The organism is Nostocoides vanveenii, assembly GCF_039531165.1.
GTDB lineage: Bacteria > Actinomycetota > Actinomycetes > Actinomycetales > Dermatophilaceae > Nostocoides_A > Nostocoides_A vanveenii.
Genome location: NZ_BAAAPN010000015.1, coordinates 1 through 16,005, shown reverse-complemented (window position 1 = coordinate 16,005; position 16,005 = coordinate 1). Strand labels below are relative to the sequence as shown.

12 protein-coding genes are annotated in these 16,005 nt (G+C 69.8%); 5 read left to right on the top strand and 7 right to left on the bottom strand.

The genetic code is table 11. The features are described 5' to 3' along the window. Positions 1-16 precede the first annotated feature (16 nt). The 5 genes from ABD209_RS02640 to ABD209_RS02620 all read right to left on the bottom strand — a co-directional run bounded on the left by ABD209_RS02640 (position 17) and on the right by ABD209_RS02620 (position 5,139). Complete coding sequence (locus ABD209_RS02640; protein WP_344061727.1) at positions 17-1,075, bottom strand: glycosyltransferase; 1,059 nt, start codon at positions 1,073-1,075, stop codon at positions 17-19. A gap of 7 nt (positions 1,076-1,082) precedes the next feature. Then, positions 1,083-1,904, bottom strand: coding sequence for a phosphodiester glycosidase family protein (locus tag ABD209_RS02635; protein ID WP_425564542.1), 822 nt, complete (start codon positions 1,902-1,904; stop codon positions 1,083-1,085). Positions 1,905-2,062: 158 nt separating this feature from the next. Then, positions 2,063-3,637 (bottom strand): carbohydrate-binding domain-containing protein, encoded by a 1,575-nt coding sequence (locus ABD209_RS02630; protein WP_344061721.1) that lies wholly within the window; start codon positions 3,635-3,637, stop codon positions 2,063-2,065. 111 nt (positions 3,638-3,748) lie between these two features. Further along, positions 3,749-4,567, bottom strand: a complete 819-nt coding sequence (locus ABD209_RS02625; RefSeq protein ID WP_344061718.1) for a polyphosphate polymerase domain-containing protein — start codon at positions 4,565-4,567, stop codon at positions 3,749-3,751. Further along, positions 4,564-5,139, bottom strand: a complete 576-nt coding sequence (locus ABD209_RS02620) for a DUF4956 domain-containing protein (protein WP_344061715.1) — start codon at positions 5,137-5,139, stop codon at positions 4,564-4,566. The genes ABD209_RS02625 and ABD209_RS02620 overlap by 4 nt, the downstream gene beginning before the upstream one ends. 157 nt (positions 5,140-5,296) lie before the next feature. Here ABD209_RS02620 and gatC point away from each other — a divergent pair, with 157 nt between their 5' ends. From gatC to gatB, 3 genes are read left to right on the top strand one after another with little or no spacing between them, the layout of a single operon-like run. Further along, a complete protein-coding gene (gene gatC / locus ABD209_RS02615; RefSeq protein ID WP_344061712.1) occupies positions 5,297-5,593 on the top strand; it encodes an Asp-tRNA(Asn)/Glu-tRNA(Gln) amidotransferase subunit GatC in 297 nt (98 codons plus the stop codon). 10 nt (positions 5,594-5,603) lie between these two features. Beyond that, a complete protein-coding gene (gene gatA / locus ABD209_RS02610; RefSeq protein WP_344061709.1) occupies positions 5,604-7,130 on the top strand; it encodes an Asp-tRNA(Asn)/Glu-tRNA(Gln) amidotransferase subunit GatA in 1,527 nt (508 codons plus the stop codon). Between the two features lie 3 nt (positions 7,131-7,133). Continuing rightward, positions 7,134-8,657, top strand: a complete 1,524-nt coding sequence (gatB, locus tag ABD209_RS02605; protein WP_344061706.1) for an Asp-tRNA(Asn)/Glu-tRNA(Gln) amidotransferase subunit GatB — start codon at positions 7,134-7,136, stop codon at positions 8,655-8,657. Between the two features lie 22 nt (positions 8,658-8,679). On the opposite strand, the gene ABD209_RS02600 is transcribed toward gatB, so the two are convergent. Further along, positions 8,680-11,181 carry a hypothetical protein gene (locus ABD209_RS02600; RefSeq protein WP_344061703.1) on the bottom strand — a complete coding sequence of 834 codons (2,502 nt, stop codon included), beginning with the start codon at positions 11,179-11,181 and terminating at the stop codon, positions 8,680-8,682. 154 nt (positions 11,182-11,335) lie between these two features. After that, positions 11,336-12,064: a DUF937 domain-containing protein gene (locus ABD209_RS02595; protein ID WP_344061701.1), complete on the bottom strand. Its 729-nt coding sequence runs from the start codon at positions 12,062-12,064 to the stop codon at positions 11,336-11,338. Between the two features lie 164 nt (positions 12,065-12,228). Between ABD209_RS02595 and ABD209_RS02590 the strand changes: the two genes are divergently transcribed. Beyond that, on the top strand, positions 12,229-12,753 hold the full coding sequence (locus ABD209_RS02590) for a SixA phosphatase family protein (protein ID WP_344061698.1): 525 nt from the start codon (positions 12,229-12,231) through the stop codon (positions 12,751-12,753). Positions 12,754-12,962: 209 nt separating this feature from the next. Next, the gene (locus ABD209_RS02585) at positions 12,963-15,875 is read left to right on the top strand and encodes a S8 family peptidase (protein ID WP_344061696.1); all 2,913 of its coding nucleotides are present in this window, start codon (positions 12,963-12,965) and stop codon (positions 15,873-15,875) included. The last annotated feature ends 130 nt before the right edge of the window (positions 15,876-16,005 follow it).

Here is a 16,005-nt window from a genome sequence, read left to right as displayed (position 1 = left end):
CTCGACGGGGCTCGAGTTAGACGCCCGCTGGCTCGCGGTCAGCGGACCGAGGCTTAGGGGTGCGCGCAGGGGCGAACACGCCGGTGCGCTGGATGAGGAAGCTCGCGACGAAGAGGGCGACCTCCGTGCCCAGCTTGGCCAGCAGCAGCGAGCCCAGAAGCCCCGAGAGCGCATGCAGCAGAAGCACATTCGCGGCGAGGATGACGGCAGCAAGAGCGGCATACCGGCGGACCGACCGCCACAGGGGGGCCTGCGTGCCGCCACTGCGGAAGGCCCAGCGGCGATTCATCGTGAAGTTCGCGGTGCCGCTGAGCAACCGCGCCCCGACGGCGCTCGCCGTCACATTGCCCGTCAGTGCAACGCCGGCGAAGAGGAGCGTCGCGTCGAGGGCGAACCCCACCAGCGAGGATGCGACGAAGGCGAAGAGCTGCCGGTAGATCATGACCGAGTCGCGCGCCGGCCTAAAGTGCGAGGACGCGTTCTCGTCCAGGTAGATGGTCGCGATCTCCACTTCGCGGATCGTCAGTCCGTCGGCGACCGCGCGCAACAGCACGCGCAGTTCGTATTCGAAGCGGTCGCCGGGGATCGAGCACAGCCACGCCAGGCTCCGGGCTGGGACCGCACGCAGGCCGGTCTGGGTGTCGATCAGCCGGCGACGCGTCGCAGCGGCGAAGAGCCGGCCGGTGACGGCATTTCCGAACCGACTACGCAACGGCACCTCGCCGGTGAATAGCCGTGCACCGAGCACCAGGTCCGCCTCGCCGTCGGCCAGTTCGTCAGCGACGCGCAGGATGTCGACCGGGGAGTGCTGGCCGTCGCTGTCGGCGCAGACGACCGACTCACCGGGGAAATGCGTTCCCGCATAGGCGAACCCGGTTTTCAGCGCCGCACCCTTGCCGCGGTTCTCCGGATGGGTGACGATCACCGCCCCCCGCCGCGCGCACTCCGCGAAGACCGGCCCGTATGCCGGCCCGCTCCCGTCGTCGACGACGACGACCGGTGCGGTGCCGCCGAGGTCCGCCACCAACTGGGGCAGTCGGCCATCGGGTTCGTAGGACGGGATCAGCACGATCATGGCTCGTTCACCCCGCCACGTAGAGGATGTCGCTGGTGCCCCGCTCCTGGCCCTTGCCGAGAGGGTTGTTGACGAGTCTGCCGTTGAAGATCATGGCGGTCGAGCCGCCGCCGTCGAGGTTGTAGGCCACCTGGGCCCCGAGCCCGACGAGGATCTCGGCGAACTCGGTCATCGTCACGCCGCGGCTGTAGCCGGCGCTGCGGCCGTCCACGGCGACGAAGAGCAGGTGGTTCTCGCCGATCCACCCGATGCCCGTGCGCGGCTGCTGCCCCTGGATCGAGTGATTGCCGAAGTTGGTGTCGACTTCGACATCCTCGATGCCCGAGACCACTTTCCCGCCGTCGACGATGCCCGGGCCGAAGGAAAGCGTCTGCCAGACACCTTGCGCGAGAAGGGTTTTGGCGTTGGTGGCGGTCTCGTCGTAGAGCTTCATCGAGCCGTCCTTGTAGAACGCGAGCCCCTGCCGGGCGCCCGCGTCGCGATAGATCACGCCATTGCGGATCTCGATCCCGGTGTCGCGGAAGCCGTAGTAGTCACCATTGATGGCGAGCACCGCGCTGGCCTGCTCGGCGATCACGGACGGGTAGGCGATGATATTGGTCCCGAACTCGTCATTGGCGAAGGCCGACTTGACGATCGTCGCGTCGCTCACCGTGATATCCGCGACGAAGTAGGTCACCTGGTCGGTGCCGCTGCCGGTCACGACCTTGCTGATGCCGATGGTGGCCGTGTCACTCGAATAGCTCGTCGCCGTGGTGGTTCCGGACGCCGCCGCCTGGACCGCCGCGATGGCGGTGGACTGCTGCGTCGAGGCGTTGGTGACCTCCACGTGGTCAACGAGGTAGCNGCAAGGCGCGCCCCCCGACCGGCCGCTGTCCGCGGCCCTCGGGCACGGGGGCATCCGACTGGACAAGGGTGCCCTTGGGTGAAGTCGTGGTCGTCATCGTAGGTCTCCGGATCTCGTTGTCTCGTATGCTGTTTCGCCGCTCAGTGGCCAGGCCCGCCCATGCCGCCGCTGGTCGCCTGGCCGGCGGTGACGGTGGCGACCTTCGATGCCCTTTCGATCGAACCGCCGGCGGAGTAGGTGCCCACGGTGGCGTCGGCCAGCCGCCCACCGACATACACGTCGTACGAGCTGCCCGACGTGATGCCGTCGGCCGCGACGACGAGGTTCGCGACCTCCTTGACGGTGGTGTAGCTGGCGATGACCTCGTCGCCGGAAACGATGGAAATCGTCTGTCCCGCAGCGATGGTCGAGGAGAAGCCGACCTGCATCCAGTCGCTGGTCGAGTCGGTGCCGGGCGCCTCCGCCATGCCGCTCGATCCCGCAGCGAGCACGGTGCCGCCGGTGACGGTGATGCCGCCGTTCGAGTCGAGCGAGCCGTTGCCGTTCATCGTGGGGCCAGAGACGATCGTCGTGCCGCCCGAGATGGCGATCGTGCCATTGCTATCCAGCCCGTCGCCGTCGGCGTTGACAACGGTGGTCCCGCCGCTGATGACCAACTGCGAGCCGTCGTTCTGCATACCGCCACCGCCCATGCCGCCGTCGGTGCTCGACCCGGAGGTGGCGTTGAGCCCGTCGTCACTGGCGACGACCGAGACCGCGCCGTTCTCGATGACGATATTGGCGCCCTCGAGCCCTTCGTTCGACTTCTGAACGGTCAGCGTGCCGCCCGTGACGCCGAGGTCGCCCTCCGCGTGGACGCCGTCGTCGCCGGCCTCGACGGTGACCGTGCCGCCGGCGATCAGGACGTAACCCACGGTGTCGTCGGTCTCGTTGTCGGACTTCAGGGCGTCGTCATTCGCGCCGACCGTCACGGTCCCGCCCTCGACGATCAGGTAGTCCTTGCCGCGGATTCCGTCGTCCATGGCGGTGACATTGACCGTGCCGTCGAGGATGACCAGGCCGTCCTTGCTCGCGATGCCGTCATTGGTGTTGCCGGTGACATTCACGGTGCCGGTGCCACCGATGGTCAGGTCGGCCATCGAGAAGAGGGCAGCGTTCGGGGCGTCTTCGGCGGAGGTGTCATAGCCCGTGCCGTCCGCGAGCGTGTTGGTCGTGCCGTCCGCGAGGACGACGACGGCTTCGTCGGCCGCCTCGATGTCGATCGCGGCACCGGCCGAGTTGGTGATGCTCGCGTTGTCCAGGACGAGGCGAACCTTGCCCTCCGCGTCGGCGTTCACCACGACCGAGCCGTTGCTGAGCGTGCCCGTCAAGACATAGGTTCCGGGCGCCGAGATGGTGATGGTGTCTGCGTCGATGGTCACTCCCGTGGACGAACTGGACGTGCTCGCGCCGTCGGCCAGAGTGATGGTGATGGCCGATGCCGTGTCGTAGTCGGCGTCCTCGGCCTCGGCGTGGCTCTCCACGTTGTCGGTCAGGAGCGCCGACGTGGCCGTGGACGAGGATGAGTCGGCGGCGTTGGACGCGGTCGCGGCCGATGCGCCGACGGTGGTGGTCGTGCCTGCCGCTGCCTTAGAGGTCGAGGTGGTGCCGCAGGCGGCGAGGCCTAGGCCTGCGACGAGGGCGGCAATGCCGGCGGCGATGCGCTTGGTCTGCATGGGAAGCTCCTTGGTTTCGGGCATGGCGAGCCCGTCGAGTGGGGTGAGTGAGCGAAGGGTGAAGGGGGTGAAATCAGGCGGCGCGCGAGGTGCCGTTCATGCGGTCTCGGGTTATGGCCGCTCACCCCGCTCGATGGTCAGGTGACGGTGAATCACGTTGTGCCACTTCAGGTCGGGCACGTCGTCCCGGAGCAGGGCGAGGCCGGTTCCGTATTTGCTGATCCGCACCGGCCGGTGGCCCAGACGCCACAGCACACGGTCGAAGGGCGAGGGGGTGCTTGCGCCCTTGGTCTCGATGACGGCCATGCCGGCCAGGTTCGCTGTTTCCGCCCCCGCAGGCTCCGGGAGCCGCCAGCTCAGATCGGCGTCGATCGTGGCGCGGACCGGCACTTCGCCGCCCGGGGTGACCAGGGTGGCCCGCCGGTAGGTGGTGACCAGGGCGGGTGTCAGGTTGGCGGGGGCGACGCGGTCGATGGCGGCCGCGCGGAGGCGGTGCGCGACATACGTCGAGGCGACGGTGTCCAGCCGGGGCCCGGTAACGTCCGGATGGAGCACGCGCTCCTTGACCGTCGTGCCGCGCGGCCCGCGCGTCTTGACCTCCAGGAAGGTGCTGCCGGTGTCCAGATAGGTCCGGCCGCGGACCTTGAACCGGCGCCGCCGTCCTTGACCGCTGGTCAGGAAGCTGTCGAGCTGGTCGGTGTCCCAGTAGCAAGACCGGTAAGCGAAGCTGCGGCGTCCGTCGATCTCCAGGATCCGGGTTCCGGCCGCGATGCGCTCGAGCCAGAGGGGGAGGACGGAGGTGGGCACGACATACTTCCGATCCACGCGAGTGAGCAGCTCGGCCTGGGCCGAGAGGTCGGCCAGCGAGATCGGCGCGAGGTCGGTCAGTGAGACGGGCATGGTCGGGCGAGCCAGGGCGAGGGTCGTCATCGGGTCGCCTCGACCGCCGCCGGCGCGGGGAGCGTCGTCGCGGGCGTATGCCGCACGGTCACCAGCGTGGTGTCGTTGACCAGGTCGGTCTTGACGACCGTCACCGCCTGGACTTCGCCGCCGAGCACCCGCTCGACGTGGGCACGCAGGGTTGTCGGGTTGGTGTGTGCGCGATCGAGGAGGAGTGACTGGGTGGTGCTCCGGGCCGAGAGCCGCGGGTGGTCGCCGACAGCGAGCCCGGCGAGGATGAGCGCCATCAAACCCGCTGTCGCGTAGTGGAACTGGCCGAGGCCAGCGATCAGGCCGAGGGCCAGGGCACCGAAGTAGTAGGCGATCTCGGTCTGCGTCAGTTCCTCGCTGCGCAGCCGGATGATCGACAGGACGCCGAAGAGACCCAGGCCCAGGCCGACGCCCGCGGCGGTGGTCGAGGCGAGGACGCTCGCCACGGCATACACGCCGAGGTTGACCCCGAGGTAGGCGACGAGCAGGTCGCGCCGGCCGTGGCGGGTCAGGAAGAGGCTGACGAGGATGACGATGGCGACGACATCGGCGGCGAGCAGGATGGGGGACATCGGGGAACTCCTTGGGTGGCGGTCTGTTGTGGCTCCATTCAGCCGGGGCCGTGTATCCGTGCCCTCTGACGCTCCTATGCGCTTCCTGTGAAGGTGTCGGTGCGGTCCGTTGGGCGGCTGAGGGGGGCTGCCGCGGACGCGCCATAGACTTCTCGGCATGTCCGAACTCACCCGCGATGCCGTCGCGCACCTCGCCGGACTGGCCCGGATCGACCTCTCCGACGCCGAGCTCGACCGGATGGTCGGCGAACTCGGCGTGATCCTGGAGTCCGTCGCCGCCGTTCAGCAGGCCGGAACCGAGGGCGTCGAGCCGATGAGCCACCCATTGCCCCTGATCAACGTCCACCGGCCCGATGTCGCCCGACCCTCGCTGACCCCGCAGGAAGCACTGTCCGGTGCCCCTGCGGTCGACGAACAGCGATTCTCCGTGCCCCGCATCCTCGACGAAGACTGAGATCCCCACTGTGACAACAGAACTGATCACATCGACGGCCGCCGAACTGGCCGGCCTGCTGGCCGCAGGCAGCGTGTCCGCCCGCGAGGTCACCGCCGCGCACCTCGATCGCGCCACTGCGGTGGACGAGGCCGTGCGCGCCTATCTGCACGTCGACGCCGAGGGCGCGCTCGCCGCCGCCGACGAGGTCGACCGCCGCCGCGCAGCGGGGGAGCCGTTGCACGCGCTCGCCGGTGTGCCGGTCGCCGTGAAGGATGTCGTCGTCACGCGGGGCCTGCCCACGACTGCCGGCTCCCGGATTCTGCAGGGATGGGTCCCGCCGTATGACGCGACCATCGTCACCCGGCTGCGCGCTGCCGGTATGCCGATCCTCGGCAAGACCAATATGGACGAGTTCGCGATGGGCTCCTCGACCGAGCACTCGGCCTACGGACCGACGCACAACCCCTGGGATCTCGATCGCATTCCCGGGGGCTCCGGCGGCGGCTCGGCCGCCGCGGTCGCCTCCTTCCAGGCGCCGCTGGCTATCGGCACCGACACCGGCGGCTCCATCCGTCAGCCCGCGTCCGTCACGGGCACCGTGGGCACCAAACCGACCTATGGCGGCGTCAGCCGCTACGGCCTGATCGCCATGGCCTCCTCGCTCGACCAGGCCGGCCCGTGCACCCGCACGGTGCTCGACGCGGCGCTGCTGCACGAGGTCATCGCCGGCCACGACCCGATGGACTCCACCTCCATCGACGCCCCCGTCCCGCCCGTCGTTCAGGCGGCTCGCCGCGCCGACGTGAGCGGAATGCGGATCGGTATCGTGCGCGAATTGACCGGCGAGGGCTACCAGCCGGGCGTCCAGCGCCGCTTCGACGAGGCGGTCCAGCACCTCATCGACGCCGGCGCCGAAGTGGTCGAGGTGTCCTGCCCGAGCTTCACCCACGCGCTCGCCGCCTACTACCTCGTCATGCCGTCGGAGGTCTCGAGCAATCTGGCCAAGTTCGACGCCATGCGCTATGGCCTGCGCGTCCTGCCGGAGGGCATCGACGACCCCTCCGCCGAGCAGGTGATGGCCGCGACCCGCGCCGCCGGCTTCGGCGACGAGGTGAAGCGACGGATCATCCTGGGGACCTATGCCCTCTCCAGCGGCTACTACGACGCCTACTACGGATCGGCCCAGAAGGTGCGCCGGCTGATCGCGGATGACTTCGCCGCCGCCTTCGAACGGGCCGATGTGCTGGTCTCGCCGACCTCGCCGACGACGGCCTTCCCCCTCGGTGCCAAGCTCGCCGATCCGCTGTCGATGTACATGCAGGACATCGCGACGATCCCGGCGAATCTCGCGGGTGTTCCCGGCCTCTCGCTGCCCAGCGGCCTGGCCGACGAGGACGGTCTCCCGGCGGGCTTCCAGATCCTCGCGCCAGCCACGCGCGACGAACGCCTGTATGCCGTTGGCGCGGCCCTCGAAGCCCGGCTCACGGCCGCGTGGGGCGGCCCACTGCTCGCCAAAGCGCCTGCGCTGCAGGCCATATCGACGAAGGAGGCCTGAGTCATGGCGCAGGCGACCACGGCCGAACCGGTGCTGACCTGGGCGGCGACCAATGCGGCATACGACCCGGTGATGGGGCTGGAGGTGCACGTCGAACTCGGCACCACGACCAAGATGTTCTGCGGATGCACGACGACCTTTGGCGCGGAGCCGAACACCCAGGTTTGCCCGGTCTGTCTCGGGCTGCCCGGTGCGTTGCCGGTGGTCAACGAGATCGGCGTGGAGTCGGCGATCCGGATCGGTCTGGCGCTCAATTGCGAGATCGCGACGTGGTGCCGCTTCGCCCGGAAGAACTACTTCTATCCGGACATGCCGAAGAACTTCCAGACCAGTCAGTATGACGAGCCGATCTGCTTCGGGGGATACCTCGACGTCGAACTCGACGACGGCACCGTCTATCGCGTCGAGATCGAGCGCGCGCACATGGAGGAGGACACCGGCAAGTCGACACACGTAGGCGGCGCGACGGGTCGCATCCACGGGGCGACGCACTCGCTCGTCGACTACAACCGCGCCGGCATCCCGCTCATCGAGATCGTCACGAAGCCGATGGTCGGAGCCGGGGAGCGGGCGCCGGAGATCGCCAGGGCGTATGTCGCAACGCTGCGCGACCTGCTCAAGGCGCTCGGTGTGTCGGACGTCCGCATGGAGCAGGGCTCGATGCGCTGTGACGTGAATTTGTCCTTGTCCCCCAAGGGATCCGACGCTTTCGGCACCCGCTCGGAGACCAAGAATGTCAACTCGCTGCGCTCGGTCGAGCGTGCGGTGCGCTATGAGATGACGCGCCACGCGGCGATCCTTTCCAGCGGCGGCCGCGTGGTGCAGGAGACGCGGCACTGGCATGAGGACACCGGCATCACGACCTCCGGCCGCGAGAAGTCGGACGCCGAGGACTACCGCTATTTCCCCGAGCCCGACCTGGTGCCGATCGCCCCGAGCCGGGAATGGGTCGAGGAGCTTCGCGCGGCCCTGCCCGAGCCGCCGGGGCAGCGCCGCAAGCGGCTGCAGGGGGAGTGGGGCTACTCGGACCTAGAGATGCGCGATGTCGTCAATGCCGGCCTGGTGGATCTGATCGGTAAGACCGTCGCCGCGGGGGCCAGCGCGTCCGGAGCCCGCAAGTGGTGGTCCGGCGAGATCGCGCGCCGCGCCAACGCCGACGGCAGCGATGTCGTGACCTATGCCGAGTCCCTGGGTGTCGGGCCGGCCCACGTCGCCGAGTTGGAGAGCCTGGTCTCCGGCGGCCGCCTCAACGACGCGATGGCCCGTCAGGTCTGGGATGGCGTGCTCGCCGGCGAGGGCAGACCGGCGGCGGTCGCCGATGCGCGCGGCTTGGAGTTGGTGCAGGACTCCGGCGCGCTGGAAGCCGCCGTCGACGCGGTGATCGCGGCCAATCCCGATGTGGCCCAAAAGGTTCGCGACGGCAAGGTTCAGGCCGCCGGCGCGCTCATCGGCCAGGTGATGAAGGAGCTCAAAGGCCAAGGTGACGCGGCTGCCGCGCGTGCGCTCATCCTGGCCAAGCTCACCTGAGTCCGGCCCTTTGTGGGGGAGCTCAGCCTGACCGAGTCCCGACCGTGCCGAGGTCAGTCAGGACGGACAGTCCCTGTCCGCCACTGACGAGCAGCATCCGCCCGCTGCCCGGGATCGGGACCAGACCGCGCGTTGTCGCCGCATAGTCGGCGTATGCCGACGGAGTCACGTCCGCCAGGTCGGTCGCCTCAGCGTCGTTCGTGCGGTAGAGCCGCACGAACGACTGGGGCGCGTCCAGCGCATCGGCCGCGACGGTCGCCACGACGACCCGTCCGGCATCGTCGACGGCGAGTGCCGGTGCAACCTGAGCGGGGTCGAAGCCCGGCGCGCCGGCAACGGTCAGCGCGATGCCGAGGCAGGTCTGACACGTCGACGCCTGGTCGATCCGGGTCACGCCCGTCGGGTCGGCGACATACACGCGGTCCCGGGCCGGGTCGAGAGCGACCTCGCCGACGAATTTCGCCACCGGCGTCCCCTCCGGCGGCGCCCAGACCCGGCTGAAGGTCCGCCCCCCGTCGACGGACCGATGCAGTCCCTCGCCCTGGGTGAACGCGAAGAGGGCACCTGGGCCGGCGCTCAGATCGATCGGGCTGGTGCCGGGCGCGCCGACCACCTCGCTCGCAACCAGGCTCCACGTCGCCGTATCCGCTTCGCAGCCGACCGGAGCGTCCAGGCGCCAGAGCCCGACCCCGGGGACGGCCGCCACGACGGCGTCATCGGTCGCCGCGAGATCCGAGATGACGCCAGCTGCCGGGCGGCCCAGGCTGCGCCAGCAGTTTGCCGACGCGGATTCGGACCAGGCGTCGGGATTGGTCCAGACCTCGCCCGTGCCATAGCCGACGCCGATCCGTCCGTCCGGAGCGACAGCGACGGCAGTGGGACCCTGCGCCTGCCCGCTGAAGGTCGCGGGGCGGTGGTTGTGGGGCGCCTGCTCGGCGAGCCCGTCCGACGAGACCAGCACCTGCCGGTCGAGGTCGAGGGCGACGATCCGCTCGGCATCCCGCGCTGCAGCCGCCACCGGGAAGGTTGAGGTCAACCCGGCGCTCACCGGTTGCCACGTCGCCGTGCCGCCCGGATCCGTGCTGCCCCGCCAGACCCCGGCGCGTCCGGCCATCAGCATGGTCAGTGCATCGGGCGTGCTGCCCGGGGCGATCGCGAGGCTGCCAGGCACCCACTCCGAGTAGCCCGGCTCGGCCGCCCGCAGCTTGACCCACGCGGGTGCCGACGGGTCGGCGTCGGACCGCGCGACGACCCACCACGGGCGCCCGTCCGGCAGCACCGTCGACAGTTGGGCGTCGCTCGTCAGCAACGGCGTCACGAGCGCCGCGCCGGTGCGCGGCACGGTCACGCGGGCGATGGCCTGGCAGGGGGCAATGGCTGCGGTGCCGCACCCCTTCGAAATGCCGGCGATCACGATCGTCGTCCCGTCGCCGGGCCCAGGGATCGCATCGAGCGCGGGCCAGGCCGTGATCTTGGCGCCACTGACGCTGAGTGCGGGCGCGCTGCCGCACGTGCTCGGTGTGCGCGCGGCCTTGGCGATCAGCTTCCAGCCCAACTGATTCCGGCTGTCGCGTCCATAGCGGAATAACCCCCGGCTGCCCCAGCTGACGTAGAGCGCGGGCAGGCCGCGTTCGCTCACCGCCACGAGTTCGTCGGGCCGGGCCGTGGCCTGCCCACTCAGACAGCCGGGCCGCAGGCGAGTCACGCGATTCGGCGTCGCCGGCGCGAACTCCAGCAGCCAGTTATCCGTGCCGGTCGAGGTCGTCGTATCGGTGCCCGACCCGTCCGGATCACGCACCAGCGCATAGACGCGCTCAGCCAGACCCGTCCCCACCGACGCCATCGATGTGGCCTGACCATTGCCTGCTCCGACCGACGCGAAGCGCAGCACCTGGGTCGTGGTCGCGCTGTCGGGACGGTGGCGCAGAATGCCGGTGTAGGTCCCGACATAGACCGACGTCGAATCAGGCGAGACAGCAACCAGCCGGCCAGTGGTGCGCGGGTGGGTGTTCGCGCCGGTGGCGACCTGATCGCCCGCGCTCGCCCCGAAAGCCGGCGTCGGGACGGTATGCCAGTGCCCGCCCCGGTCGTCGGAGACCACCAGTCGCGCGTCGGCCGGGCCCTTGCCGGTCACGGCATACACCTGATCGGGGGTTCGCCAGGCGATGGCAGCCACGCCCAAGCGGCGCGGCAGGGCGGCGCCACGCGATCCGGCGGCCAGGTCGCCGCCGGACATCACCCACCGATCGCCCACCCGGCCGGCGCCGGCACTCGACCAGGCGGTCCCTGCGAGATCGGTCCCCGCCAGTGCGCCCGAGCCGTCAGGGGCATAGGCGACGACATTGACGAAGCCACCACCGACGACCGCTGAAGGCGCAATCGTCAGGCCCGCGGAGTCGGCGGACGAGGGGGAGCCGACCGAACTGCATACGGCAAGGGTCAGAGCCGTTACGCCCACCGTCGCGCGGCGCTGCCAGCGCGCGCGGACGCCACGTGCCGGCGGGGACAGTGGTGCGTGCGACAACAGAACTCCTGCGCTGGCTGGGCCGATGGCCCGCACGCTACCGCCAGGCAAGTGGACGGCGTGGCGCATTGGCGAATCCCGTGCAACGACGGCGGCCGGCCACCGCCCAAAAGGGGGTGGCCGCCCGCTATGCAGTCGGCGGTGAGCCGAGAGGTCAGCGGCGACCGCCGCCGAGGATTGAACCGAGGATGTCGATGATCGACCCGCCCGACGGCTGCTGCTCCTGGGTGCGCGTGCGGGTGCTCGTGCTGGAGGCCGCGCCGCCGAGGACATCCTTGAGGATGTCGTCGAGGCTGCCGGCGGACCCGGTCGGGGAGGGTGCCTGCGTGGTGTTGGTCTGCTGGGGCAGGGCACCGGGGTCGAGCTGCGAATCCTGGGGGGCCTGCTGGGCCGAGCCCCCGCCGAGAATCGAGCCCAGGATGTCGCCGAGACCGCCGCCACCGCCGGAGCCGGAAGAGGCACCGCCGCCGGTGCGCTGGGTCATCTGCTTCATCACATAGGACAAGACGATCGGTGCCAGGATCGGCAGAAGGCGGCGGAAGAGGCTGCTGCCGAGGCCGCCGGCCGCGCCATACTGACCGAGCTGGTTGTAGACGGCGTCGGTGTTGTCGCCGAAGATGTGCCCGGCGATCGCCTGGCCGTCGTTCACATCGATCTGCGAGACATCGACCCCGCCATCGAGTAGCGATCCGTCGTGCTGACCGAGGGCCTCGAGCAGCGATGAGGCGCCGCCCGGGTCCTGCGCATTGGCCGAGAGACCACCGAAGAGGGCCGGCAGCGCAGCGGCGGCCGCCTGCTCGACGTCGCCGGGGTCGGCGCCCACCATGTCGGCCAACTGGTTCAGGTCCAGGCTGTTCAGGATGTCGTCAACGGCATTGGACATAGGGGGACTACCTCGTTCTCGTCTGCACCGGGAGCGGCGCGGGGTCGACGGGCTCCGATGCCCGGCGATCACCAGAGCATAGAAAGTACCAACTACGGCATGCGTCTTCCCTCTGTGCGACCGGTCACCGGTCGGGGCGGCCTGCGAAGGAGCATGCTAGGACCATGACCACCGCGGCCATGGACCGGATCCTCATCCTCATGCGGCATGCGGCGGCGGCGTCGCACGATCCCGAGGGCGATCACGAGCGCGATCTGTCCCATCAGGGCAAGCGGGACGCCGAGGCGGTCGGGGCGTGGCTTCGGCAGCACTCGATCGGCATCGACGAGGTCCTGTGTTCGACGGCGGAGCGCACCCGCCAGACGGCCGCGGGCGTGTGGGCGGGCGGCTGCCCCGAGGCCGATGTCCGCTTTGACACCCGCCTCTACAACGCCGGCCCGACCTCCCTCCTCGACGTCATCCGCGAGGCCGACCACGACGCGAACGTCGTGCTGGTCATCGGGCACGCCCCGGGCATTCCGGCACTGGCGAGCTTGCTGGCCGACGGCGACGGGTCGCGCAAGGCGCACGAGGCGCTTGGCGCGGGCTTCCCGACCGGCGGCGTTGCCGTCTTGACGTATGCCGGTGCCTGGTCCGACCTGACGCCCGGCGCGGCGCGCCTGAGCGACTTCGCCGCCCCCCGGGGGTAGGGCACGCGCACACCGGCCACCCGATAGCCGCTCTCGCAGCCAGGAGCGCAGGCACGCTGCTGTCGCGCTGTCCGCGTCCGCGCACTACCGTCAGCCACGGCGCGCTGTTTTGCGCGTCGTTGGATTCGGAAGGAACAACCCGCGTGAAGATTTCGGCTCACCGTCGAGCCTGGACAGCGGTGGCGGCGCTCAGCGTCTTGCCCCTGGCCATGGCTGCGACAACCACCGCCTCGCAAGCCGCACCGGCCGCCGCAAAGAGCGTCTATCTGGTCATGACCGCACCCGCACCGCTCGCCAGCTATGACGGGAGCGATCCGGGCTATTCGCGCACCAAGCCGAACGGGCGCGCCAAGGTCGATGTCCGTTCGGCCAATGCCCGCGCGTATGCGCGTCACCTGATCGCCGGCCACGATGCCGCCCTGCGCTCCATCGGCGCGGATGGGGCCAAGCGTGTCGACTACACCGTCGCCTTCAATGGCTTCAGCGCCAGCCTTACCGACGCCGAAGCAGCGCGCATCGCCAAGGCCCCGGGTGTCGCGCACGTATGGAAGGACGAGCTCCGCTACGCCGAGACCACCACGACACCCGACTTCCTCGGCCTGACGGGATCCACGGGGGCCTGGGCGACACAGTTCGGCGGCGCGAGCAAGGCGGGCGAGGGCGTCATCATCGGCGTTCTCGACTCCGGCATCTGGTCCGACAGCGCGTCTTTCGCGGCGTTGCCGTCGCCGCGGCCGGACCAGGCCGTCATCGACGCCAAGTGGCACGGCGTCTGCGACGCCGGCGAAACCAGCCCGGTCACCTGCAACAACAAGCTCATCGGTGCGCGCTACTACACCAAGGGCAACAAGGTCGAGAGCTTCGAGTTCCTCTCGCCGCGCGACTACAACGGACACGGGACCCACACCGCCAGCACCGCCGGCGGCAACAATGGGGTGCCGGCCACGATCAACGGCGGCTCCGTCGGCTCGATCTCCGGCATGGCGCCGGCCGCGCGCCTGGCGGCCTACAAGGTCTTGTGGGCCACCCCCGACGGCCGCGCAAGCGGCACCACCGAGTCGATCGTCAAGGCGATCAACGACGCCGTCGCCGACGGTGTGGACGTCATCAACTACTCGGTCTCGGGGTCGTCGCAATCTGTCGTCGGGGCTGACGAGATTGCCTTCCTCGGTGCCGCGGACGCCGGCGTATTCGTCTCGGCGAGCGCGGGCAACAGCGGAGACACCATCGGTGTCTCCAGCGTCGCGCACAACGCGCCCTGGACGATGACGGTCGCCGCGAGCACCCACGACCGTGGCGTCTCCAACACCGTCACCCTCGGCAACGGCCAAACGTATGCCGGCGTGGGCGTCAGCCCGACCGGAGTTGGCCCGGCGCCGCTCGTCGACTCCTCGACCGTCGGCCTGCCCGGCGCCGACCCGACCAAGGTGGCCCTGTGCTACTCGGCGGCCAACAATGGCGGGGTCGCCGTCCTGGACCCGGCCAAGATCGCCGGCAAGATCGTTATCTGCCTGCGCGGCACGACCGCGCGGGTGGACAAGAGTGCGGCGGTCAAGGAGGCCGGGGGTGTGGGCATGGTCCTCGCGAACACCTCGGCCGCGCAGTCGCTCAACGCTGACTTCCACGCGGTCCCGACCAGTCACGTCAACGCGGTGAACGGTGCCGCGATCCGCGCGTATGCCGCTTCGGCCGGCGCTGCAGCGACCGCCACGATCGGGCCACGCGACCCCGCGCCGGCCCGCGCGCCGGAGATGGCGGGCTTCTCGTCATACGGGCCTGCGCTCGCCGGTGGCGGTGACCTGCTCAAGCCGGACGTGACCGCGCCTGGTGTCGATGTCATCGCCGCTGTCTCGCCGGCCGGTGATGCTGGGCACAACGACTTCAACTCGCTCTCGGGAACCTCCATGTCGGCGCCGCACGTCGCCGGCCTGGCCGCCCTCCTGAAGCAGGCGCACCCGCAGTGGTCGCCGATGTGGATCAAGTCGGCACTGATGACGACGGCCACGACTCTCGACAACCGCGGGCTGCCGATCCAGCGCACCGGTCACGATGCGACTCCGCTCGACTATGGCAATGGGCACGTCGTCCCACCGAAGTCCTTCGACCCCGGCCTCGTCTACTCCAACTCGGCCGTCGACTGGTTCCGGTATGGCTGCGGCATCGGTCAGTTCCAGCAGGTGACAACATCGCCCGCGTTCTGCCAGAGGTATGGCGGGATGGACCCGAGCGACCTGAACTACCCGAGCATCGCCATCGCCGGGCTGGCCGGAAGCCAGACCATCTCGCGAACGGTCACCAACACCTCGGTCGACCAGGCCTCGCAGTACAAGCCCACGCTGGTGCTGCCGGCCGGCTTCACCGGGTCGGTCAATGTCGACAAGCTCACGGTTCCGCCGCTGCAGTCGCGCACTTTCAAGGTCACGATCACCCGGACGACGGCGCCGCTCGGTGCTTGGGCATTCGGGTCGTTGACCTGGACCGACAAGCGCGGGCACTCGGTGCGCAGTTCGATCGCCCTCAACCCGGTCGCTGCGGCTGCCCCGTCCGAGATCGCGGTTGCGGGTGCCTCGGGCACTTCCGCCGTCACGGTCACGCCGGGGTATACGGGCACGCTGACGGCAGCGGTCGCGGGCCTGGTGCCGGCCCAGGTCGCAACCGTGACGACGCCGAAGCCGACGAACACCACGGCGTCCGTCGTGGTCCCGGCGGGCACGAAGGTGCTCCGTTTCGCGACCTATGACGCCGACTACCCGGCCGGAACCGACCTTGACATCAGTGTCACCAGGGGCGGTGTGCTGGTCGGCTCGTCCGGTGGCGGGTCGTCCGAGGAATCGGTCACCCTCACCGGCGCCGACCTCGGCGGGACGTATGTCGTCACGCTGGACTACTTCGCCGGTGCGAGCGACACCATTGACATCAAGCTGAACAGCTTCGCGGTCGGCTCGAGCGCCACCGGGAATCTCACGGCGACGCCCGCGACGCAATCCGTCACCACCGGTGTGCCCGCGCTGGTCACGCTCAACTGGACGGGCCTGACCCCCGGCGTGCGCCACCTCGGCACCGTCACGTGGTCCGACGGGAGCGCGACGGTGGGCCGGACCCTGGTGTCCGTCCTGCCCTAAGTGCCCGACCCCAGTCCCTAAACCCTGCTAGGCCGTGTTACGAAAGTCGTTTGAGCCAGCGGCTGATGCTGACGACGTGGGTTATTGCGTCGTATCGGACGGCGAGTTTGTCGTAGCGGGTGGCCAAAGC